Annotated in this window: 21 protein-coding genes, 1 pseudogene and 1 riboswitch; of the genes and pseudogenes, 13 read left to right on the top strand and 9 right to left on the bottom strand. The window is 70.1% G+C overall.

What is annotated here, in order from left to right:
- Positions 1-28: 28 nt before the first annotated feature.
- The gene (locus tag I2501_RS29705) at positions 29-970 is read left to right on the top strand and encodes a carbohydrate-binding protein (RefSeq protein WP_196197377.1); all 942 of its coding nucleotides are present in this window, start codon (positions 29-31) and stop codon (positions 968-970) included.
- Positions 971-1,280: 310 nt separating this feature from the next.
- Here the strand turns inward: I2501_RS29705 and I2501_RS41070 are convergent.
- Positions 1,281-1,845, bottom strand: a pseudogene (locus I2501_RS41070) (winged helix-turn-helix domain-containing protein); the annotation flags it as partial.
- Positions 1,846-2,157: 312 nt separating this feature from the next.
- Between I2501_RS41070 and I2501_RS29690 the strand changes: the two are divergent.
- The gene (locus I2501_RS29690) at positions 2,158-2,667 is read left to right on the top strand and encodes a DUF2690 domain-containing protein (protein ID WP_196197376.1); all 510 of its coding nucleotides are present in this window, start codon (positions 2,158-2,160) and stop codon (positions 2,665-2,667) included.
- 131 nt (positions 2,668-2,798) lie between these two features.
- Here the strand turns inward: I2501_RS29690 and nagA are convergent, their stop codons facing one another.
- Together nagA and I2501_RS29680 are read right to left on the bottom strand one after the other, a co-directional pair.
- The gene (gene nagA, locus I2501_RS29685) at positions 2,799-3,992 is read right to left on the bottom strand and encodes an N-acetylglucosamine-6-phosphate deacetylase (RefSeq protein ID WP_328806736.1); all 1,194 of its coding nucleotides are present in this window, start codon (positions 3,990-3,992) and stop codon (positions 2,799-2,801) included.
- A complete protein-coding gene (locus I2501_RS29680; RefSeq protein WP_196197374.1) occupies positions 3,989-4,918 on the bottom strand; it encodes an ROK family protein in 930 nt (309 codons plus the stop codon). Before I2501_RS29680 ends, nagA begins: the two co-directional genes overlap by 4 nt.
- Positions 4,919-5,502: 584 nt before the next feature.
- On the opposite strand from I2501_RS29680, the gene I2501_RS29675 reads away from it, so the two are divergent.
- The 3 genes from I2501_RS29675 to I2501_RS29665 all read left to right on the top strand — a co-directional run bounded on the left by I2501_RS29675 (position 5,503) and on the right by I2501_RS29665 (position 8,698).
- On the top strand, positions 5,503-6,720 hold the full coding sequence (locus I2501_RS29675; RefSeq protein ID WP_196197373.1) for an extracellular solute-binding protein: 1,218 nt from the start codon (positions 5,503-5,505) through the stop codon (positions 6,718-6,720).
- Positions 6,721-6,828: 108 nt separating this feature from the next.
- The gene (locus tag I2501_RS29670) at positions 6,829-7,812 is read left to right on the top strand and encodes a carbohydrate ABC transporter permease (protein WP_196197372.1); all 984 of its coding nucleotides are present in this window, start codon (positions 6,829-6,831) and stop codon (positions 7,810-7,812) included.
- A 1-nt stretch (position 7,813) separates the two neighbouring features.
- The gene (locus I2501_RS29665) at positions 7,814-8,698 is read left to right on the top strand and encodes a carbohydrate ABC transporter permease (RefSeq protein ID WP_196197371.1); all 885 of its coding nucleotides are present in this window, start codon (positions 7,814-7,816) and stop codon (positions 8,696-8,698) included.
- A gap of 74 nt (positions 8,699-8,772) precedes the next feature.
- Here I2501_RS29665 and I2501_RS29660 read toward each other — a convergent pair whose 3' ends face one another.
- Positions 8,773-9,117, bottom strand: a complete 345-nt coding sequence (locus I2501_RS29660) for a cupin domain-containing protein (protein ID WP_196197370.1) — start codon at positions 9,115-9,117, stop codon at positions 8,773-8,775.
- A gap of 139 nt (positions 9,118-9,256) precedes the next feature.
- Here I2501_RS29660 and I2501_RS29655 point away from each other — a divergent pair, with 139 nt between their 5' ends.
- Positions 9,257-9,487, top strand: a complete 231-nt coding sequence (locus I2501_RS29655; RefSeq protein WP_196197369.1) for a DUF3263 domain-containing protein — start codon at positions 9,257-9,259, stop codon at positions 9,485-9,487.
- On the opposite strand, the gene otsB is transcribed toward I2501_RS29655, so the two are convergent.
- Genes otsB through I2501_RS29640 form a run of 3 tightly spaced genes read right to left on the bottom strand, consistent with a single transcriptional unit; the run spans position 9,459 to position 12,867 of the window.
- A complete protein-coding gene (gene otsB / locus I2501_RS29650; RefSeq protein WP_196197368.1) occupies positions 9,459-10,334 on the bottom strand; it encodes a trehalose-phosphatase in 876 nt (291 codons plus the stop codon). The genes I2501_RS29655 and otsB overlap by 29 nt on opposite strands.
- 19 nt (positions 10,335-10,353) lie before the next feature.
- Positions 10,354-11,829 (bottom strand): alpha,alpha-trehalose-phosphate synthase (UDP-forming), encoded by a 1,476-nt coding sequence (locus I2501_RS29645; protein WP_196197367.1) that lies wholly within the window; start codon positions 11,827-11,829, stop codon positions 10,354-10,356.
- A 15-nt stretch (positions 11,830-11,844) separates the two neighbouring features.
- Positions 11,845-12,867, bottom strand: coding sequence for a glucosyl-3-phosphoglycerate synthase (locus I2501_RS29640; protein WP_196197366.1), 1,023 nt, complete (start codon positions 12,865-12,867; stop codon positions 11,845-11,847).
- 276 nt (positions 12,868-13,143) lie between these two features.
- Positions 13,144-13,291, top strand: a riboswitch (SAM riboswitch).
- Positions 13,292-13,311: 20 nt separating this feature from the next.
- On the opposite strand from I2501_RS29640, the gene thrC reads away from it, so the two are divergent.
- From thrC to I2501_RS29610, 6 genes are all read left to right on the top strand, one after another.
- Positions 13,312-14,586: a threonine synthase gene (gene thrC, locus I2501_RS29635; protein ID WP_236047499.1), complete on the top strand. Its 1,275-nt coding sequence runs from the start codon at positions 13,312-13,314 to the stop codon at positions 14,584-14,586.
- Positions 14,583-14,861 carry a MoaD/ThiS family protein gene (locus I2501_RS29630; RefSeq protein WP_196197364.1) on the top strand — a complete coding sequence of 93 codons (279 nt, stop codon included), beginning with the start codon at positions 14,583-14,585 and terminating at the stop codon, positions 14,859-14,861. The genes thrC and I2501_RS29630 overlap by 4 nt, the downstream gene beginning before the upstream one ends.
- Positions 14,862-15,247: 386 nt before the next feature.
- Entirely contained in the window at positions 15,248-15,451 is a 204-nt protein-coding gene (locus I2501_RS29625; RefSeq protein ID WP_196197363.1) for a cold-shock protein, read from the top strand.
- A 385-nt stretch (positions 15,452-15,836) separates the two neighbouring features.
- Positions 15,837-17,459 (top strand): chaperonin GroEL, encoded by a 1,623-nt coding sequence (groL, locus tag I2501_RS29620; protein ID WP_196197362.1) that lies wholly within the window; start codon positions 15,837-15,839, stop codon positions 17,457-17,459.
- A gap of 171 nt (positions 17,460-17,630) precedes the next feature.
- Entirely contained in the window at positions 17,631-17,987 is a 357-nt protein-coding gene (locus tag I2501_RS29615) for a hypothetical protein (RefSeq protein ID WP_196197361.1), read from the top strand.
- On the top strand, positions 17,984-18,253 hold the full coding sequence (locus I2501_RS29610; protein WP_196197360.1) for a DUF4031 domain-containing protein: 270 nt from the start codon (positions 17,984-17,986) through the stop codon (positions 18,251-18,253). The genes I2501_RS29615 and I2501_RS29610 overlap by 4 nt, the downstream gene beginning before the upstream one ends.
- A gap of 34 nt (positions 18,254-18,287) precedes the next feature.
- Here the strand turns inward: I2501_RS29610 and I2501_RS29605 are convergent, their stop codons facing one another.
- Positions 18,288-18,749, bottom strand: coding sequence for a YcxB family protein (locus tag I2501_RS29605; protein ID WP_196197359.1), 462 nt, complete (start codon positions 18,747-18,749; stop codon positions 18,288-18,290).
- Between the two features lie 19 nt (positions 18,750-18,768).
- Positions 18,769-19,575: an HD domain-containing protein gene (locus tag I2501_RS29600; RefSeq protein ID WP_328806734.1), complete on the bottom strand. Its 807-nt coding sequence runs from the start codon at positions 19,573-19,575 to the stop codon at positions 18,769-18,771.
- Between the two features lie 209 nt (positions 19,576-19,784).
- Between I2501_RS29600 and I2501_RS29595 the strand changes: the two genes are divergently transcribed.
- Positions 19,785-20,489: a copper homeostasis protein CutC gene (locus I2501_RS29595; protein WP_196197358.1), complete on the top strand. Its 705-nt coding sequence runs from the start codon at positions 19,785-19,787 to the stop codon at positions 20,487-20,489.
- Positions 20,490-20,606 lie beyond the last annotated feature (117 nt).

The following is a 20,606-nucleotide window of genomic DNA, read 5'->3' as shown; positions in this document are numbered from 1 at the left end:
ACGTATCACGACTCGGGAGAAGAACTCGATGACAGCCGAGAACAACGGCGTGCCCGAGGACGACGACCCGTTCGCGTACCTGTACCGGTCGGAGGGCGACGCCGACGGCGGTGCGGAGGGCCCCGCGCCCACGCAGCCGATGCCCGGTGTGCCCCGCACCTCGTACCAGCAGGCCACCCAGGTGGGCGGCCGCAGCCAGTACGGCCAGTCCGGATACGGGCAGCAGTCGTCCTACGGCCAGCAGGGCGGCTACGGCGCGCAGCAGACCCAGGCCTACGGCGGCTACCAGGGCGGCGTACCGCAGCAGGGCTCGGCTCCCGGCGGGCCCCCGGCGGGCGGCAGGGCCGCTTCCCGTGGCTCGGGCGGCGGTAGCAGCCGCGGCGTGATGCTGGGTGCGGTCGCGGTCGTGGTGGCCATCGCCATCGGCATCGGCTTCGCGGTGTTCAGCAGCAACGGCGACAAGTCCAACGCCGGCTCCGGCAGCTCCACCTCGCCGACGACCACGGCGGGCAGCAACAGCGCCTCCGCCTCGTCCTCGCCGTCGGTCTCCGCCGGCCTCGGCCCGACGGACGCCGCCACCATGAAGCTGGCCGGCACCGCTCCCGTCACCACTCCGGCCGGTGCCAAGGCTGCGGGCGGCTCCTCGGTGCCGCTGAGCGGTTCGGGCCAGAGCATCACCTGGACCGTCAACATCCCCTCGGCGGGTTCGTATCAGGTCTGGATTCGCTATGGCAACTCCGGTGCCGACTCTAAGCTGGATATCTTGGTGAACGGGGCCAAGTCCCGCGAAGCCAACTGCAAGAACTACGGCCCCGAGAAGGACCCGACCAGGGCCTGGTTCCGCACTTGGGTCCAGCCGGACCTACCGGCAGGTCAAGTCACCATCACGCTCCAGGGCATAGATGGTGAGCCACCGGTCAACGTGGATCAGTTGGCCATCACAACGCCGAATGCCGCTAGTCCGTGGTGACGTGCCGACCTTCGGCAGCACGGCCTTGCGTTGATGCTCATTTGTGAGTCGTGCCGTGAGCTGGACGATCTCTGACCTTATTCCAGTGCCCGGGTCTGGCCCGGCAGTCTCGGAAACCTGAGGAGCAGGTCGGGGCGCTGGTCGACTGGTCTGCGCCTGATGTCTGCCGGTCACCTGCTCGCCGAAACTGGTGGGTTGGGTCTCGATGAGCCACTCGGCGTCCGCATCGATGAACTCTCGCATTCAGGCAGCCAGGTGGATCCAGATGTCCCGGACCGAGTTGGCAGCCGTCGACGAGCTCACGGCGGTTCTGGCCGCGTACTCGGACGACCGGGGGTCTGGCCGATTCGGCCCCAGGTTCTGGCGTGCGGAGGCGCCATCGACTGACTGGCTCCGTCCTCCAAGACCACCTCAGGCGCCGAGTTCCGCCGCTGTGCCCTTACTCGCGGTCAAATCTCCTGCTTCCAGGCCTTGACAGCCTCGTCGTCGCGCTCGATCGCCCATGGGGTCGGCTGCTGCCGGCTCCAGCCGTGGCTCTTCAGCAGTCGTCAGGTGCCCTCGACCGTGTACGAGACATGGAACAGCCGAACGATCAGCGTTTTGATCTGCGCGAGCGTCCACCGCCGGTCCACCCGTCAGCAAGCGGCCCACGCTGCAACTCCCGCTCCAGCCTGGCGATCTGGGCATTGGGGAGCCGGGTCTCCCCTGTGACCCCTTCGACAACGACCCGGCCTCGCCCCGCTCACGACAGGCCTGTCGCCGCCGCTCGGCGGAACGCTCGCTCAAGCGCAGCGCGGCCGCGATGCCGCGTTCTTCTGCCCGGTCTCGAAGTGTTCCACGGTGTGCAACCACGACCGCTCCCGTGTGCTCTTTCGTCGTCGATCGGGCCGCTGCTCCGCGCTTACCCCACACTCCTCGCCTGCTGGACCCTCACCGGCGGTCGTCAGAAGAACTGGCCGAACATCCGCCGACCAAGTTCGGCGACTGACGACTGGGCGGTTTAGGAATTCTGCTCTTGGCGTGAGTAGTCCCATACTTCTCGCGGTCGACAATACGGACTTCCAATGCCAATGCCCCCATTTTGGACTTATGAGGACCTGGTGGAGGTTGTCTGATATATGCGGCATTTTCGAAGCTCGGCCTCACAGGTGTCTGATAATCATCGTTGACATCTGCCTTCATCTTGGGTGAAGATCACGTATTGGGAATCTGAGTACGATCTGGGAGGGTTTATGAACGTACGTAAGATCGGTGCCGTGGGGGCGACCATTGCGGCAGCTGCCGCAATTGCTGTTTCGGTTCCGGGGCAGGCATTTGCCGCCAACTATGCTCTCGATGGACAGGATCCGGTATCCGCTGGGTGTTCGTCCGATGCCACGACCATTGAATCGGCGACCGTTTATGCCAACGACATCACCGGCGCGTATGCGACGGTCGATCTGCGTTATAGCGTGAAGTGCCATGCAGCTTGGGCGCGAATTCGCACGAACGATACTGAGTACAGCACTTATGCGTGGATCGATCGCGAGCAGGATGCGAAGGCGTATTCATGTCATGCTCTGACTTGGAGCAGTTCGCTCGGCGCGTACAGCTGCTATACGCCGGTTCTGTATGATCTCAGTCCGCTCCAGTCGCGGGCCGAAGGCAATGTGCAGATTGGTACTACTAACTTCCAAGGATTTACGAGTTACTACTAACGGTAAAGTCCTTTTGGGCATTTGAAGCTGCGGCTGGCATCGATGCCCGGTAGTTGACGCAGTAACAGCCGGAGACGCCTCGGCCCGCACCCCTTGGGAGTGCGGGTCGAGGCTCATGCACTGGCGTTCCGTCAGCGCGCCACCGGGACGCGGTCGGTGAGCTTGTCCGCGCCGACCGCCCAGACGCCGTCGCGCATGACGGCGACCACCTCGTACTGCTCGTCCAGCACCACCAGGTCCGCGCGCTTGCCGACCTCCAGCGAGCCGATCCGGTCGGAAAGGCCCAACTGCCGTGCCGGGTTGAGCGAGAGCATCCGGCTGACCGTTTCCAGCGGCAGGCCGTTGATCGTCACCGCGCGCTTGAACGCCACGTCCAGCGTCAGCGTCGAGCCCGCGATCGAGCCGCCCTCGGCGAGTCGGGCGACGCCCTCGCGCACCTTCACGGCCAGCGGGCCGAGCATGTAGTCGCCGTCGCCGAAGCCGGCCGCGTCCATCGCGTCGGTGACCAGCGCCACCCGCTCCGCCCCCGCGCCGCGGAAGGCGAGGTCGACGACGGAGGGGTGCAGGTGGACGCCGTCGCCGATCAGCTCGACGGTGACCCGCTCGTCCTCCAGCAGCGCCACGATCGGGCCGGGCGTGCGGTGGCCCACCGCGGGCATGGCGTTGAACAGGTGCGTGGCGACCGTGGCGCCCGCGGCGACGCCCGCCAGGGTGGTGTCGTAGCCGGCGTCGGTGTGGCCGATGGCGGCGATCACGCCGCGCTCGACGAGCAGCCGGATCGACTCGATGCCGCCGTCCAGCTCGGGTGCCAGGGTCACCATCCGCGCCGCGCCCCGGGAGGCGTCGAGCAGCTTGCGGACCACCGCGGGGTCCGGGTCGCGCAGCAGGTCGGGGTCGTGCGCGCCGCAGCGGTTGGTCGAGATGAACGGGCCCTCGAAGTGGATCCCGGCCAGCACGCCGTCCTCGACCAACTCGCTGAGCAGCCCGGCCTGCCGGCACAGGTCGTCGATCTCGCCGGTGACGGTCGAGGCCACGGTCGTGGTGGTGCCGTGGGCGAGGTGGGTGTGCGCGGCCGTGATGATCTGCTCGGCGGTACCGGAGTGGTAGGAGGCGCCGCCGCCGCCGTGGACGTGCATGTCGACGAAGCCCGGGACCACGGTGAGGCCGGTGAGGTCGAGGGCGGGAGCTGTACCGTCCGGGGGAGTGACCGGCGCCGCGATCTCGGTGATCCGGCCGTTCTCCACCGCGATCTTCCCGTTCTCGACGACGCCGGTGGGCAGGACGAGCCTGGCCCCGGCCAGCACAGTGCGCTCCGCGTCGGTCACGCGGTCACCTCCAGTGAGAGCAGATCCCAGGCGAGGAGCCCCGCGCCCAGGCATGCGGCGGTGTCTTTGAGCATCGCCGGTACGAGCGCGGGCGGCACCTGGAACGAGAGTCGTTCCGTGACCGCGACGCGCAGTGGTGCGAACAAGGTGTCACCTGCCTCGGCCAGGCCGCCGCCGATGATGACGGTTCCGGTGTCGAGCAGGCTGTGCGCCATCACGATCCCGTCGGCGAGCGCGGACAGCGCGTCGGTCCAGACGGTGACGGCGCGCGGGTCGCCCGCCGCGACGGCGGTGGCGCAGTCGGCGGCGGTGGCCCCGGGGTTGCCGGAGGCAGCCGCCCAGGCGCGGGAGACCGCTCCGGCCGAGGCGACCGTCTCCAGGCAGCCGTGGGCGCCGCAGCCGCAGGCCGGACCGCCGGGCCGGACCATGACATGGCCGATCTCGCCGCCGTTGCCGTGGGCCCCGGACTCGATCCGGCCGTCGATGCCGATGCCGCCCGCGATGCCGGTGCCGAGTGCGATGAAGAAGAAGCGCGAGACGCCGCGCCCGGCGCCGAGCCGCCCCTCGGCCAGGGCTCCGGTGCGGACGTCGTGGCCGAGCGCGATCGGGATGCCGAGCCGCTCGCCGAGGAGCTTGCGCATCGGCAGGTCGCGCCAGCCGAGGTTGGCGGAGAAGACGGCGACCCCCTCCGCCTCGTCGATGGTGCCGGGCACCACGACGCCGGCCGCGGCGGCGGTCTCGCCGAACCGCTGCCTGCCTTCGTCGCGCAGTTCGGCGGCGAAGTCGAGGATCGCGGACACGACGGCTGGCGTGCCGTGCTCGCGGCCGGTGGGGCGGCGTGCCTCATGGAGCAGGGTGCCGTCGGGGGCGACCAGCGCGGCCTTCATGCCGGTCCCGCCGACATCGAGTGCGATGACGTGCTTCACGACGCGACAGTCTCCCTCCTGGAACGCACAGAGGTCTAGTCCAGTTTGCAGATTGGTCTGGTCCATGGCCAATGTACCGAGGCTTTTGCGCGGAATGTGCGTGATCGGGCCGTCGTCGCCGCCCGATCCGTCCGGGATCCGGTCGAGATCCACGGAAATCCCGGCCGTTCCGCAGCGGCTCCGCGGCAGCTCCCCGGAGGCCCCCGCCGGTCCCCGAAAACACCCTTCGGACAGCTGGTCTAGACCAAGTGGTCCAGTCGATTGTGACCCGCAGGCCCCGGCAAATCGGCGGCTTTGCACGGTGATGTTCCGAATTGCCGTTGCACAGGGCGCAACGAACCCCAGCTTTTCGGTAAATGGTGTAGACCTCTTGCGCGGGTCGTGACCAGACTGGCCGTCACACCGGGACGGCGGCAGCGCAGCCCGGGCCGGCCGGCGGTGACCCCCACCTCCGCCGGCCCCCCAACTGCCGGACCTGGACTGACAATCGACCCCGGCAGGGACCGGGTTCGCATCTGCGAAGGCGGTAGGTTTTCTTGAAGCGTCGTTTGCTCGCTCTCTCAGCAATCGGTGTCGCCGGGGTCATGGCGCTGTCGGCATGCAGCTCCTCCTCGGGCAGCTCGGGTTCTTCCGGTGGCTCGACCACCATCAACCTGCTCGCCGCCGACTATGGCACCGCCGGTACCTCCAACAGCACCCAGACCTACTGGCAGACCCTCGCGGACGCGTTCCACAAGGCCCACCCGGACATCACCGTCCACGTGCAGACCATCGCCTGGACCAACTGGGCCCAGGTCGCCACGATGATCCAGGACAAGCAGTACCCGGACATCCTCGAGGGCGACGCGCCCCAGCAGTTCGCGGCCGACGGCCTGCTCTACCCGCTGACCGACGTGATGTCGTCCAGCACGATCAGCAACCTGATCCCGGTCTTCGCCAAGCAGGAGGACGGAACCGACGGCGTCGCCTACGGCGCCCCGTTCACCACCAGCGCCCGCGGCCTCTTCTACAACAAGAAGCTCTTCGCCGCCGCGAAGATCGCCACCCCGCCGCAGACCTGGACCGACATCCAGAACGACGCCGCCAAGATCAAGGCGCTGGGCGGCGGCAACATCGGCTACGGCCTGCCGCTGGGCCCCGAGGAGGCCCAGGGTGAGTCCTACCTGTGGATGCTGGGCAACGGCGGCGGCTACGTCGACTCCTCCGGCAAGTACGACATCAACTCCGCGGCCAACATCCAGACCTTCCAGTTCATGAACCAGCTGGTCAAGGCCGGCGACACCGAGCCCGGCCCGGCGAGCACCAACCGCCAGCAGATGTGGGACGCCTTCTCGGCCGGCCAGGTCGGCATGGTCGGCGGCTCCGGCGCGCTGCTGCCGGACATCGTCAAGACCGGCAAGCTGACCACCGCCGACTACGGCGTCGTCCCGATGCCCGGCAAGACCGCTCCGCTGACCCAGACCCTGGGCGTGCACGACGACGTCGTCGCGTTCAAGCAGGGCGGCCACGCCGCGCAGATCAAGGAGTTCCTGGACTACGTCTACTCGGACGCCAACCAGATCTCCTTCGACAAGGAGTACGACCTGCTCCCGGCCACCACCTCGGCGTCCGCGACCCTCTCCGGCCAGGACCCGGTCGCGGCGGGCTTCCTCAAGAACGTCCCGAACTCGGTGGTCTACCCGTCCAACACCAACTGGAACACGGTGCTGGCCAAGCTCAAGCAGACCCTGGGCACCGCCGCCTCCGACAACGCGGCCTCGGTCCTGAACGGCCTGCAGAACTTCGCCACCAGCAACCAGTAAGTCCGGCAGTCCTGAACTCAGGACGCCCGGTAGTCCGCACTGTCGGCGGCCGGCCGGCGGGTCACCCCCGCCGGCCGGCCCGTCGGCGCGTATGCCATGGAGCAGACCATGACGCAATCGACCCAGGACTCGGCGGCCGGAGCCGGCCTGCTGGAGTCGGCACCTGGGAGCAATGACGCCCCCCGGCCGTCCGGCCCCCGGTACGGCGCGGGCCGCCGCGTGCTGCGGGCACTGGCGCCCCTGCCGTGGATCGCCCCGGCCACCGCGCTGATCCTCTTCGTGGTGATCTGGCCGGTGGTCTCGATGTTCCTGACCGCACGTCAGAAGTACGACTCCATGGGCTTCGACCAGGGCGGTGCGGGCTGGTCGAACTTCTCCCGGCTCTTCGCCGAGCAGGACCTGCCCGGCGTGATGATCCGCACCGGCATCTGGGTCGTGACGGTGGTCGCGCTGACCATCCTGATCTCGCTCGGTGTCGCCCAGCTGTTCAACCAGGAGTTCCCCGGCCGCCGGGTCGCCCGCTGGGCGCTGATCGCGCCGTGGGCCGCCTCGGTGGTGATGACCTCCATCGTCTTCAAGTGGATGCTCAACCCGAGCAACGGCACCATCCTGGTGCTGCTGCACGACCTGGGCTTCATGAAGAACTACAACAGCGTCAACTGGCTTGCCAGCCAGACCGCGGGGTTCAGCTGGGAGATCTTCGTCGCGGTCTTCGTCTCGGTGCCGTTCACCACCTACGCGCTGCTGGCGGGACTCCAGGCGATCCCGGACGACGTCTACGAGGCGGCCCGCCTCGACGGCGCCGGGGTGGTGCGCACCTACTGGTCGATCACGCTGCCGCTGCTGCGTCCGGCACTGCTGGTGGCCGCGCTGATCAACATCATGAACGTCTTCAACTCCTTCCCGATCATCTACGAGATGACGGGCGGCGGCCCCGGCAACGAGACCTCCACCAGCACGCTGTTCATGTTCAACACCCAGCAGACCAGCATCGGCGAAGCCGCGGCGATGTCGGTGGTCAACTTCGGCTTCATCATCGTGATCGTCCTGCTCTTCCTGCGGGCGTCCAAGTGGAACTCCGCGGAGGACTGACATGACGACCGTTACCGCCCCCGCGCCGGCCTCCGCGGCCCGCAAGGCGAACAAGTCCGCCACGCAGCGTCGGCTGCCGAAGCTGCGCACCGTCTGCATGGCCGGCGGCGCGTACCTGATCGGGCTCTTCTTCCTGCTGCCCTACCTGGAGATGGTCGTCACCGCGGTCCGTCCGGGCAGCGAGCTCCACGACCGAAACCTGCTGCCGTCCCATCCGACGCTGGCCAGCTTCCTCAACATCTGGTCCACCGGCCTCGGCGGCAGCCTCGCCACCAGCCTGGAGATCGCTGGCGGCGCGACGGCGCTGGTGCTGCTGGTCGCGATCCCGGCCGCGTACTACACCGCCCGGCGCAACTTCCGCGGCAAGTGGATCTTCCTGCTGCTGGTGCTGATCACCCAGATGTTCCAGCCGACCGCGATGATCGTCGGCATCTACCAGCAGTTCGTCCAGTTCAACATGATCGACTCGATCTGGTCGCTGATCCTGGTCAACGCGGGCTTCAACATGGCCTTCGCGGTGTGGATCCTGAACGCGTACTTCAGCGCGATCCCCAAGGAGATCGAGGAGGCCGCGATCGTCGACGGCTGCAGCCGGATCGGCGCGATGTTCCGCGTCATCATGCCGCTGGCCGCGCCCGGCATCGTCACGGCGCTGATCTTCACCTTCATCGCGGCCTGGAACGAGTTCATCGTCGCGCTCACCCTGACCACCCAGGCCGGCCCGCGCACGCTGACCGTCAAGATCTCCAATTTCGTCGGCGAGTACAGCGTGGACTGGCAGCACCTCTTCGCCGGCTCGGTGATCGCCACCATCCCGGTGATCATCCTGTTCGCCCTGATCGAGGGCAAGGTCGCCTCCGGCCTGACGGCGGGCGCGGTGAAGTAGCGCTCCGCGCCGCAGGGCAAAGGCAGAGGGGCGGTCGCGCATCGTGCGCGGCCGCCCCTCTGACGTTTCGTCGGCTACGGAAGGGTGATGTGGTACGCCTTGCGCAGCGTCTCGTGCACGGTCCAGGTGGTCTCGTCACCCTCACGCAGGACGCAGGCGTCGCCCGGGCCGACGTCGAAGGTCGGGCCGTCGGCGACCGCGATGGTGGCGCGGCCGGAGACGACGACGAAGAGTTCGTCGGCCTCGGTGTCGGTGACGACGCCCGGGGTGATCTGCCAGATGCCGCGGATCTGCTTGCCGTCCGCGGACTCCCACAGCACCTTGCCGGACACCTCAGGGGTGCCGGAGACGATCTGGCTGGGGTCGAGCGGGTCCGGTTCGAGCTCGGCGTCGGGGATGTGCACGGCGAAACTGGTCATGCCGCCGACCGTAGCCCGCGCGGGTGGCCCGGGGGAGGAGCAACCTGCGTCAGAGGGAGGCGGCAGAATGACAAGTCGTATGGTCGTCCCGACGTGAGGGGCGGCAGGACCTCGGACGCGAGGGGGAGGGCAGCGGGCGATGGGCGACGAGCTGGACGAGCACGACCGGGCGCTGCTGCGCTTCGAGGCGCGCGCCTGGCGGAGCCGTGGGGCCAGGGACGCTGCGATCCGCGAGGAGCTCGGGTACTCGCCCACCCGCTACGCCCAGCTGCTCAACTCCCTGCTGGACCGCGAGGCCGCGCTGGCCTTCGACCCGGTGCTGGTCAACCGGCTGCGCCGGATCAGGGAGCAGAAGCGGCAGCGCCGCTAGCCGTACCGCCGAGCCTGTCCGCCAGGGCGGCCAGCAGGGCGACCACGCCCGCCGGGCCCGGCACGACCAGGTCGGCCCTCCCCGCGATCGCCGCCAACGGCGGTTCGTCCGTCGTCGGCGCACTGTAGGCGAGGACGCCCGGCAGGCCGGAGGCCCGGAGCTTCTCGACGGCGTCGAAGGCCGCGATGTCGCCCAGGTCGTCGCCCGCGTACAGGACGGATCCGGCCCGGCGCTCGGTGAGGAAGCCGGTCAGTGCGACGCCCTTGTCGACGCCGGGCGGACGCAGCTCCAGCACCATCCGGCCCGGCTCGACCACCAGCCCGTTCCGGGCGGCCAGTTCGTGCAGCGGTGCGTCGAGCGCGGCGAAGGCCGCCTCCGGGTCGTCGGCGCGACGGGTGTGGACGGCGACGGCGCGGCCCTTGTCCTCGATCCAGACGCCCTGCCAGGCGCCTTCGGAGTCCAGGAAGCCCGGAAGCTCGGCGCGGACGGCCGCGATGCCCGGGTGCACGGCGGGCGCGTGCACCTCGCCGCTGCGCGCGTCCCAGCGCTCCGCGCCGTAGTGGCCGAGCACGGTCAGGTTCTCCAGCCCGGGAACCCCGGCGAAGCCGCCGTGCCGGACGGCGACGCCCGCCGGTCTGCCGGTGACCACCACGACCGTGTCGACCAGCGGCGCGAGGCGCGCCAGCGCGGGGACGGCGTCCGGGTGCGCGCGCGCCTGGTCGGGGTCGGCCACGATCGGCGCCAGCGTGCCGTCGAAGTCGAGGGCGACGACGGCGCGACGTGGTTCGGCGAGCAGCGCGGCGAGCCCGGCTGCTCCGGCGGGGGTGCTCGGCTCGGGAATGCCCATGGCTACGACCATAACGGGGTCAGCGGCCCGCGGTCAGGGCGCGGAGCTGCTGCAGAAACCATTCCGTGGGAGGAAGCGCCGTGCCGGCCTCGGCCAGGCGCTTGCTGCGGGAGGCGCGTTCCTCCTCCGGCATCACCAGCGCCGCCGCGAGCGCGTCCGCCGTGGCGATGACGTCGTACGGGTTGACCGTGAGCGAGTCCTCGCCCAGCTCGGCGAAGGCCCCCGCCTCGCGCGAGAGCACCAGCGCCACGCCCCGGTCCGAGACGACCGGGACCTCCTTGGCGACCAGGTTCATGCCGTCCCTGATCGGGTTGACCAGCGCCACGTCCGCCAGCCGGTAGGCGGCCAGCGAGCGCGGGAAGTCGTCGTTGACGTGCAGGATCACCGGTTGCCAACTCGGCGTCCCGAACTCGTCGTTGATCTCCTGCGCGGTCCGCAGCACCGCCGCCGTGTACTCGCGGTACTCCGGCAGGTCGTGGCGGGAGGGGTAGGCGAAGGCGATGTGGACGACCCGGTCGAGCCACTCGGGGCGGGTGCGCAGCAGGTGCTGGTAGGCGAGCAGGCCGCGGACGATGTTCTTGCTCAGCTCGGTGCGGTCCACCCGCACCACGGTCCGCCGGTCGCCGACCTGCTCGCGCAGCGCGGCCAACCGGGCGTCCACGTCGGAGCGGTGGGCGCGCTCGCGGAGGAAGCCCGCGTCCGCGCCCAGCGGGTGCACGCCGACCACGGTGGTCCGGCCCTCGTAGGTGATGCTCAGCAGGCCGTCCGCGTCGGGGGCGACCTCGCCGACCTCGGCGCCCAGCACCGCCTCGCAGCAGGCCGCGAAGGACCGCGCCCAACGCTCCGTCAGAAACCCTGCCCGGTCCGCGCCGAGGATGCCGCGCAGCACGTCGGCGGCCACGTCGTCCGGTAGCAGTCGGTAGTAGTCCGGCGGGGCCCAGGGCGTGTGCGAGAAGTGGCCGATCCGCACGTCGGGTCGGAGCTCGCGCAGCAGCCGTGGTGTCAGTGACAGGTGGTAGTCCTGGACCAGTACCGCCGCACCGGGCTCGGCGCAGGCCGCCAGCGCGTCCGCGAAGGCGCGGTTGTACGCCTCGTAGGAGGCCCACTCGCGGCGGAAGTTCGCGCCGAAGACGGGCTTGGTCGGCGTGTCGTAGAGGAGGTGGTGGACGAACCAGAGGGTCGAGTTGGCGATGCCGTTGTACGCCCGGGTGAAGGTGCCGGGGTCTATGTCCAGCATGTGCACGTCCGGGTCGGTCAGGCCCTGCCGGGCTGCCGCACGGTCGCCGTCGGACAGTGCCGCGCAGACCCAGACGCTCTCCTGCTCGGTGCCGATCGCGGACAGGCCGGAGACCAGCCCGCCGCCGCCTCTGCGCGGGGTCAGCGTCCCTTCGTCCCCGACCGAGAACGAGACCGGGCCGCGGTTGGACGCGAGGACGATCGGTGCGGTCCGCCGTGGAGCGGAGCCTGCGGAACCGGGGGCAGTCGTTGGAGCCATGTCAGTGACCCTTGCCTAGGAGGGATGCGGGCAAACCTTCGACCGGCCCGGCGGGAGCCCCGCCGCGGCGCGCTCGCGGTACTCCGGCACGCTCGCGACCGGGGGCCTTTCCACCAGCGTCACCTCGGTGCTGCTCGGCGTGAACCCGTCCGGCGTCCGGGTGAACTGGACCAGCTGCGGCGTGCCCGACGGTTCAGCTGTCGCGACCAGCTCCTCCGGCGCCTTGAGCCGGTCCAGCGCCGTGCGGTAGATGGTCGCCGCCATCCGGCCGAGGGCCTGCGCGTCCTGGTGCCGGTGGTGCCGCACGCCCACGTCGACCTGGGCCAGCGCGTCCAGGCCGACCAGCTCCAACGCGTCGACCAGCAGGCCCAGTTCGACGCCGTAGCCGGTCGGGAAGGGGAGCTGCTCAAGCAGCGAGCGGCGGGCCGCGTACTCGCCGCCGAGCGGCTGGACGAAGCCGGCCAGCAGCGGCCAGTGCAGGTTGAGCAGCGGACGGGCGACGAGCTCGGTGACCCGGCCGCCGCCCGCGGGTATGGAGCCGGTCTCGGTGTCGAAGGGCCGGTCGTACATCGCCTTGACCAGTGCGACATCCGGATCGGTCAGCAGCGGGCCGACGATCCCGGAGACGAAGGTGGAGTCGAAGGCGCGCAGGTCGGAGTCGACGAAGCAGACGATGTCGCCCTCGGTGACCAGCAGTGACCGCCAGAGCACCTCGCCCTTGCCCGGCCCTGCGGGCAGCCGGGGCAGGATGTCGTCGCGGTGGATCACCCGCGCCCCAGCGGCGGCGGCCTCGTGCGCGGTGCGGTCGACCGATCCGGAGTCCACCACGACCAGCTCGTCGACCAGCGGTACGGCCTCGACCAGGTCCCGGCGGATCGCGGTGACGATCTCGCCGACGGTCTCCTCCTCGTCGAGCGCGGGCAGCACCACGCTGACCGTCGCCCCGCTGTGCCGCTTGGCGGCCAGCAGGTCGGGCAGGGGCCGGTCGGCCGCGCTCCACGAACGGCGGCGCAGCCATTCCTCGACCTGGTCCAGCACCTGACTCCCTCTCCTGAACTCCTCGGCGGCCCGTCCGGTGGGAGGCCCGTCCGACGGGCGGACGCCCGGCGCATCCGGCCCGTCTGCCCGTCCAGAGTGCCCCAGTCCCCGGGCCAGGGCGGCCGGGGCCGGGCGACGCCTCCGCCGTCTCGCGTCTCGGACGGCAGTGAGCGCTCGGTGGGCCTTCGGTTACAGTCTTGAGGACGAGGCGTGCCGACCGCACATTGGGGTCCGCCTCCGGACAAATGCGCCGCGCTCGGACGCGCGACGCCATAGCGCTCATCCAGAGGGACTGAGGGAACGGCCCGTTGAAGTCCCGGCAACCCCCCTACCAGGTTGCCCGCAGCCCACACGCGCTGCGGCCCCCGGTCGGGAAGGTGCCAATTCCGGCCCGTGGCGAGACGCGCCCCGGGGAAGATGAGGAGAGAAGAGGATCTCGCCATCATGGCCCTTTCCAGCAGTATCCCCGCCGACGCCTTCGGCCCCGCCGTCGCCCTTTCCTGTCGCGAGTGCGGAGCCCGCAGCCCCCTCGCCCCCGACTTCGCCTGCGCCGAGTGTTTCGGCCCGCTGGAAGTCGCCTACGAGCTCCCCGCCGGGGACCCGGAGGGCCTGCGCAAGCAGATCGAGAACGGCCCGAACAACATCTGGCGCTACGCCCCGCTGCTGCCGGTCTCCCCGGACGTCGCGGAGCGCCCGAGCCTGAACCCCGGCCTGACCAAGCTGGTCAAGGCGAACAACCTGGCCCGTGAGCTGGGCGTCACCGGCTCGCTCTACGTCAAGGACGACTCCGGCAACCCGACCCACTCCTTCAAGGACCGGGTCGTGGCCATCGCCGTCGAGGCGGCCCGCACCTTCGGCTTCACCACGCTCTCCTGCTCCTCCACCGGCAACCTGGCCGGCGCCGTGACGGCCGCCGCCGCCCGCACCGGTCTGCGCGCCTGCGTCTTCATCCCGCACGACCTGGAGGCCGGCAAGGTCGTCATGGCCGCGATCTACGGCGGCGACGTCGTCGGCATCGACGGCAACTACGACGACGTGAACCGCTTCTGCTCCGAGCTGATCGGCGACCCGATCGGCGAGGGCTGGGGCTTCGTCAACGTCAACCTGCGCCCCTACTACGGCGAGGGTTCCAAGACGCTGGCCTACGAGATCTGCGAGCAGCTCGGCTGGCGGCTTCCGGACCAGCTGGTCATCCCGATCGCGTCCGGCTCGCAGCTGACGAAGATCGACAAGGGTCTCAAGGAGCTGATCGCCCTCGGCCTGGTCGAGGACAAGCCCTACAAGATCTTCGGCGCCCAGGCCCAGGGCTGCTCCCCGGTCTCCACCGCCTTCAAGGCCGGACACGACGTGGTCCGCCCGCAGAAGCCGGACACCATCGCCAAGTCCCTGGCGATCGGCAATCCGGCCGACGGCATCTACGTGCTCGACATCGTCCGCCGCACCGGCGGGGCGGTCGAGGACGTGACCGACGAGCAGGTCGTCGACGCGATCCGGCTGCTGGCCCGCACCGAGGGCATCTTCGCCGAGACGGCGGGTGGCGTCACCGTCGGCGTGCTGCGCAAGCTGATCGAGAACGGCCTGCTGGACCCCGCCGCCGAGACCGTCGTGCTGAACACCGGCGACGGCCTGAAGACCCTGGAGGCCGTGGCGGACGCCGCGCGCCCGACCGCCGTCATCCGCCCCACCCTTGACTCGTTCCGAGAGGCAGGCCTCGCATGAGCGTCACCGTCCGCATCCCCACCATCCTGCGCACCTACACCGACGGCAAGGCCGAGGTGACGGTCGAGGGCACCACCCTGGCCGAGGTGATCAAGGACCTGGAGGCCAACCACACGGGCATCTCCGCCCGCCTCCTGGACGACAGCGGCAAGCTGCGCCGTTTCGTCAACGTCTACGTCAACGAGGACGACGTGCGCTTCGCCGAGGGCCTGGAGACCGCCACGCCGGACGGCGCGGGCGTCTCGATCATCCCGGCGGTCGCCGGCGGCTGCTGAGGGAAACCCCGAGAGGTACCGACGAGTCGGAGCACCCCGAGCCGGGGTGGCTCCGGCTCTGTCATTTCCAGCGGTTTAAGAGGAGTAGAGTGCTCCTGTCCCGCGCTTGTCCCGTCCTACGAGACGGTTGACCGATTCTTTATCGTCCGACGTTATGTCGGGAGCGTCCGATATGTCCGGCCCGAATTGCTCCCCTTTGCCGAACATTGCGCGTTATGTCTCTTAACTAGCCCCGAGAATTCTCCGTCGAATGCTCTGTTGCTCAGGGCATCGGAGTGGATACATTCAGCGTCGGTCGAGCCCGGCGCCTGCAGCCCGCAGCGTCCCGGACCGGCCCGGTTCGCGGTGTGCGGACCGTGAAAGGGCCAGTAATAGGGGAGTTCGGAATGGCTCAGGGCACCGTCAAGTGGTTCAACGCGGAGAAGGGATACGGCTTCATCGCGGTCGACGGTGGTGCGGACGTGTTCGTCCACTACAGCGCGATCCAGATGGACGGGTACCGGTCGCTCGAAGAGGGCCAGCGGGTGGAGTTCGAGATCTCGCAGGGCCAGAAGGGCCCGCAGGCCGACATGGTCAAGGCTATCGTCTGACCACCACCTGCTGACATGAGTAGCGATCGCTGACTGATCAGGACCCGCAGAGCTCGTTCCAAGCGAAACGATGCATCCACGCAGGTCTTCCGAAGGGCCCCTGTCCCGTCCTGGGACAGGGGCCCTTCGATGTGCTCCGAGCTTCCCCCACCTGCTTGCCCCTCCCGTCGCCCGCCGCCACCCTTGTTCGTGCCCCTTCGGGGCGCTTGCACTCCCAGGGGTCGAGTGCTAATCATTGGCGTTAGCACTCTGAGGTAGAGAGTGACAACGGGCCGGGTCGGTGAGGCCCCGGGCGAGGCGGGACGGAACCGCCGAAGGCCGGAGCCGTCCGTCGCGGGCGCAGGCGCGGTCCGAAGCAGCCAGTCTGTCCAGGAGGACCGCTTCCATGGCCAAGATCATTGCGTTCGACGAGGAGGCCCGTCGCGGCCTCGAGCGCGGTATGAACCAGCTCGCCGACGCCGTCAAGGTCACGCTTGGCCCCAAGGGCCGCAACGTCGTTCTGGAGAAGAAGTGGGGCGCTCCCACGATCACCAACGACGGTGTCTCCATCGCCAAGGAGATCGAGCTCGAGGACCCGTACGAGAAGATCGGCGCCGAGCTCGTCAAGGAGGTCGCCAAGAAGACCGACGACGTCGCGGGTGACGGCACCACCACCGCCACCGTGCTGGCCCAGGCGCTCGTCCGCGAGGGTCTGCGCAACGTCGCCGCCGGCGCCAACCCGATGGCTCTGAAGCGCGGCATCGAGAAGGCCGTCGAGGCCGTCTCCGCCCAGCTGCTGGAGCAGGCGAAGGACGTGGAGACCAAGGAGCAGATCGCCTCCACGGCCTCCATCTCCGCCGCCGACACCCAGATCGGCGAGCTCATCGCCGAGGCCATGGACAAGGTCGGCAAGGAAGGCGTCATCACCGTCGAGGAGTCCCAGACCTTCGGTCTGGAGCTGGAGCTCACCGAGGGTATGCGCTTCGACAAGGGCTTCATCTCGGCGTACTTCGCCACCGACCTGGAGCGCATGGAGACGGTCTTCGAGGACCCCTACATCCTCATCGCCAACTCCAAGATCGGCTCGATCAAGGACCTGCTCCCGCTGCTCGAGAAGGTCATGCAGTCCGGCAAGCCGCTGCTGATCATCGCCGAGGACGTCGAGGGCGAGGCGCTCTCCACGCTGGTCGTCAACAAGATCCGCGGCACCTTCAAGTCCGTCGCCGTCAAGGCCCCGGGCTTCGGTGACCGTCGCAAGGCCATGCTCGGCGACATCGCCATCCTCACCGGTGGCCAGGTCATCTCCGAGGAGGTCGGCCTCAAGCTGGAGTCCGCCGGTCTCGAGCTGCTCGGCCGCGCCCGCAAGGTCGTCGTCACCAAGGACGAGACGACCATCGTGGACGGCGCCGGCGAGAGCGACCAGGTCGCGGGCCGCGTGGCCCAGATCCGCGCCGAGATCGAGAACAGCGACTCGGACTACGACCGCGAGAAGCTGCAGGAGCGCCTGGCCAAGCTGGCCGGTGGCGTCGCCGTCATCAAGGCGGGCGCGGCCACCGAGGTCGAGCTCAAGGAGCGCAAGCACCGCATCGAGGACGCCGTCCGCAACGCCAAGGCCGCGGTCGAGGAGGGCATCGTCGCCGGTGGTGGCGTGGCCCTGCTCCAGGCCGGTGTCGCGTTCGACAAGCTCGAGCTGGACGGCGACGAGGCGACCGGTGCCAACATCGTGCGCGTCGCGCTCGAGGCCCCGATCAAGCAGATCGCGACCAACGCCGGTCTCGAGGGCGGCGTCGTGGTGGAGAAGGTGCGCAACCTCCCCGCCGGTCACGGCCTGAACGCCGCGTCCAACGAGTACGTCGACCTGATCGCCGCGGGCATCATCGACCCCGCCAAGGTGACGCGCTCCGCGCTGCAGAACGCGGCGTCCATCGCCGCGCTCTTCCTCACCACCGAGGCCGTCATCGCCGACAAGCCGGAGAAGTCCGCGGCCCCGGCCGGCGGCGGCATGCCGGGCGGTGACATGGACTTCTGATCCTGACGGATCGGATGTTCTGAGCCCCACGGAAGGCGGCTCACCCCTCACCGGGGTGGGTCGCCTTCCGGCTTTTGCCGACGGGACGTATTTTGCGGACCGGGACGTTGCACTTCCCCGCACCCCTGGGGAGTGCAACGTCCCGTTGGGAGAAAAGGAGACACTGGAGTGATGGAGAACGCCCTGGAAGCTTCCCTGCACGCCGCCCGCGGCGCCCTGCTGCGGGATCTGAGCGCGCGGGACGTCGCCGACGCCGCCGTCGTGTCGGTGTTGGAGGACGCGATCGCGCAGCGGCGGTGGTGGGTGGAGCAGTGGCCGGACGGGGTGGACTACGTACTGGGCCTGGTCGCCCAGGACGTGCAGGACGGGCTGTTGGAGGGGTGGGGGCGTTGGCCCCTCTGCCAGGTGTGCTCGGCCGAGGGGGATCCGCACGCGCTCTCCGTCGAGCCCGAGCTCGGTCCCGACCCGCACTGGGTCTGCGGTGAGCAGGGCGTGGTGGTCGCGGCCGTCGGGGAGCTGACTCCGTGATCCTGATCGACCCCCCGACCTGGCCGGGCCATGGGCGGTTCTGGTCGCACCTGGTCTCGGACCGGTCCTTCGACGAGCTGCACGCCTTCGCCCGCCTGCTCGGCGTGCCGGAGCGCGGTTTCGACGGGGACCACTACGACGTGCCGGAGCGGCTCTACGAGGCCGCCCTCGGCCTCGGCGCCGAGCCGGTGCGCAGCCGGGAGATCGTCGCCCGCCTCGCCCACGCGGGCCTGCGCCGACCGAAGCGCCGCGCGCCGCGACCCTGAGACCGCGCGTCAGGGGGTCAGGGGGTCAGGGGGGTCAGCGCATCAGCTTCTGGGCCGTCAGCCACTGGATCAGCTCCTCGATCTGGACCTCGCTCAGCGCGCGCGCCGGGAAGGCGACGTCGCCGACGCTGCGGGTGCCCTCGAAGACCAGCCAGCCGCCCGTGCGCCGGACCCGGCGCACCGCCGGCCAGCGGATCTGGTGCGAGACGAACTGGTTGCGCCAGCTCAGCCCGGCGTCGGTGAAGCGCAGCGACATCTCGTTGCTGGTCGTCAGCGAGCGCAGCTTGTGGCCGACGATCTGGCCGTGCACCGAGAGCAGCATGACCGAGATGGCGAGAAGCGCCAGGTGGGACACGGACGCCGGGTGCGAGGCGAGCGCGATGACCAGCCCGGCCAGGCCGAGGAGCAGCCACAGGGCGTTGATCCAGGCCCGGGTCCGCAGCCAGCGGCTGCGCAGCTCGCCGCGTGCGAAGGCGAAGTCGGCCTCTATGTCCATGTGCCCCACCCGGATCGACTCAAGTGACGGGCGGCACCCTATCGCGCAGACGTGCAAGCTCGGTACGCATGTTCATGGCAGCGCGCTCGGCGTAGGCGGAGCGGGCGGGCTGGGTCCGGTAGAGCGAGGGCAGTGCCAGCAGCCGTTCCAGCACCTCAGCGCGGCCCTTGCGGAAGTCCTCGTCGGGCACGAAGGCGTACTCCGCCCGCACTGCGGCCGTGTAGCCCGCGTAGATGTGCGGCGGGGAGCCCAGCACCGCGAGGTCGGCGTCGCAGAGGACCTCGCCGTTGTGGTCGCCGGGGGCCGGGTCGTGCTCGGCGGTCAGCCGTACCAGGCGGGCGACCTCGGCGACGGCCTCGTCGGCGACGCCCAGTTCGGGCAGGACGCGCTCGGCGAGGCGCGCGCTGCGCTCCTCGTTCTCGGTGCGGTCCGGAGCGTAGATCGCGTCGTGGAACCAGGCGGCCACGCGGACCAGGTCGGCGTCGTCGGCGTGCCCGGCGAGCCGGTCGACCACGGAGAGCGTCGCGGCCAGGTGCCGCACCGTGTGGTACTTGCGCTGCGGTTCCGACCAGCGGCGCAGCAACTGCTCGCCGTACGGCTCCGCCTCCGGGGCGGCGAAGAGCGCGGTCCAGCGGGCCAGCAGCGCCTCGGCGAGTGCCTGGTCCGGGTGTGCGCCGCCCTGCTGCGGGCCCGGCGTTGGGCGAGGCGGTGTGCCGGGTGGCGTGCCGGGCTGCCTGCCCGGTTGTGCGGCCTGGCCCCGTGGCCCTGGCTGCGGACCGGAGCGCCGGGCGGCGGGGTGGGGGTCGGGGTACGACGGCTCTGGCATACAGCCATTGTGGTCCCGACAGCCCCCGCTCCGCTGGGGTCCGGCTGGGGTGCGGCCGTATGAGGGATGCGTCGGGTGCCCGCGAGGATCTAGGGTGTATTGGACTAGACCTGTTGGCATGCTCGGCCGTGGCCGCAGCGCGGTCACACTGGTGGTCGCACGGCCGTTCGCGACGGTCGGGCGTTGAGAGCGGAGCAGAGAGGCTGCACATGAGTGATCGGGCGATCTTCGAGGTCATCGCCACCACCGCGGAGGACGCCGTCGCGGCGGCCGCGGGCGGCGCGGACCGGCTGGAGCTGGCCTCGGACATGGCGGCCGACGGGCTGACGCCCGACCTCGCGGAGTTCGCCCGCATCCGGGCGGCGGTCCACGTCCCGCTTCGCGTGATGCTCCGCGACGGCGCGGGTTTCCGCGTCCGCGACCTCGACGCGCTCTGCGGTAAGGCGCAGGCGCTGCGCGCGGAGGGCGCGGAGGAGTTCGTCCTCGGCTTCCTGACCGCGGAGGGCGCGGTCGACCTCGCCGCGGTGCGGACCGTCCTCGACGCGATCCCCGGCTGCCGCTGGACCTTTCACCGCGCGTTGGACAACGCCGTCTCCCGCGACGAGGTCCGCGCCGCGATCGACGGCCTGCCCGGCCTGGACACGGTCCTCACGGCGGGTTCCGCCGAGGGCGTGTCCTCCGGCATGGACGTCCTCGGCGCGGAGGTCACCCGCGCGGGTGAGCCCGGCTACGCGCCGAGGATCCTCGTCGGCGGCGGCCTCCGCACCGAGCACGTCGCGCGCCTGCGCGCGCTCGGCATCGACGGGTTCCACGTCGGCACGATGGTCCGCGTCGCGGGCTGGGACAGCCCGCTGGACGCGGGCCGCGTCCAGGAATGGCGCCGGTTGCTGGACGCGGACGTCCTGGCTGCGTAGGGGCCACTTTTTCGCAGGGGGACGTTGCACTTACCTCAGGGGCGGGGGGGGGGGGGGGGGGGGGGCCCCCCCCGGGGGGGGGGGGGGCCCCCCCCCCCCCCCCCCCCCCCCCGCGGG

It is taken from the genome of Streptacidiphilus fuscans, from assembly GCF_015690355.1.
In the GTDB taxonomy this organism is placed as follows: Bacteria; Actinomycetota; Actinomycetes; order Streptomycetales; family Streptomycetaceae; genus Streptacidiphilus; species Streptacidiphilus fuscans.
Note: the sequence above shows the minus strand (reverse complement) of the source record. Positions and strands in the feature narration are given on the sequence as shown.

What these genes read in the sequence shown, in the direction of transcription:
- I2501_RS29705 (WP_196197377.1), top strand. Translation starts at nt 29, where the DNA reads ATGACAGCCGAGAACAACGGCGTGCCCGAGGACGACGACCCGTTCGCG.
- I2501_RS29675 (WP_196197373.1), top strand. Translation starts at nt 5,503, where the DNA reads ATGGCGCTGTCGGCATGCAGCTCCTCCTCGGGCAGCTCGGGTTCTTCC.
- I2501_RS29670 (WP_196197372.1), top strand. Translation starts at nt 6,829, where the DNA reads ATGACGCAATCGACCCAGGACTCGGCGGCCGGAGCCGGCCTGCTGGAG.
- I2501_RS29665 (WP_196197371.1), top strand. Translation starts at nt 7,814, where the DNA reads ATGACGACCGTTACCGCCCCCGCGCCGGCCTCCGCGGCCCGCAAGGCG.
- I2501_RS29660 (WP_196197370.1), bottom strand. Translation starts at nt 9,117, where the DNA reads ATGACCAGTTTCGCCGTGCACATCCCCGACGCCGAGCTCGAACCGGAC.
- I2501_RS29655 (WP_196197369.1), top strand. Translation starts at nt 9,257, where the DNA reads ATGGGCGACGAGCTGGACGAGCACGACCGGGCGCTGCTGCGCTTCGAG.
- otsB (WP_196197368.1), bottom strand. Translation starts at nt 10,334, where the DNA reads ATGGGCATTCCCGAGCCGAGCACCCCCGCCGGAGCAGCCGGGCTCGCC.
- I2501_RS29645 (WP_196197367.1), bottom strand. Translation starts at nt 11,829, where the DNA reads ATGGCTCCAACGACTGCCCCCGGTTCCGCAGGCTCCGCTCCACGGCGG.
- thrC (WP_236047499.1), top strand. Translation starts at nt 13,312, where the DNA reads ATGGCCCTTTCCAGCAGTATCCCCGCCGACGCCTTCGGCCCCGCCGTC.
- I2501_RS29630 (WP_196197364.1), top strand. Translation starts at nt 14,583, where the DNA reads ATGAGCGTCACCGTCCGCATCCCCACCATCCTGCGCACCTACACCGAC.
- I2501_RS29625 (WP_196197363.1), top strand. Translation starts at nt 15,248, where the DNA reads ATGGCTCAGGGCACCGTCAAGTGGTTCAACGCGGAGAAGGGATACGGC.
- groL (WP_196197362.1), top strand. Translation starts at nt 15,837, where the DNA reads ATGGCCAAGATCATTGCGTTCGACGAGGAGGCCCGTCGCGGCCTCGAG.
- I2501_RS29615 (WP_196197361.1), top strand. Translation starts at nt 17,631, where the DNA reads ATGGAGAACGCCCTGGAAGCTTCCCTGCACGCCGCCCGCGGCGCCCTG.
- I2501_RS29605 (WP_196197359.1), bottom strand. Translation starts at nt 18,749, where the DNA reads ATGGACATAGAGGCCGACTTCGCCTTCGCACGCGGCGAGCTGCGCAGC.
- I2501_RS29600 (WP_328806734.1), bottom strand. Translation starts at nt 19,575, where the DNA reads ATGCCAGAGCCGTCGTACCCCGACCCCCACCCCGCCGCCCGGCGCTCC.
- I2501_RS29595 (WP_196197358.1), top strand. Translation starts at nt 19,785, where the DNA reads ATGAGTGATCGGGCGATCTTCGAGGTCATCGCCACCACCGCGGAGGAC.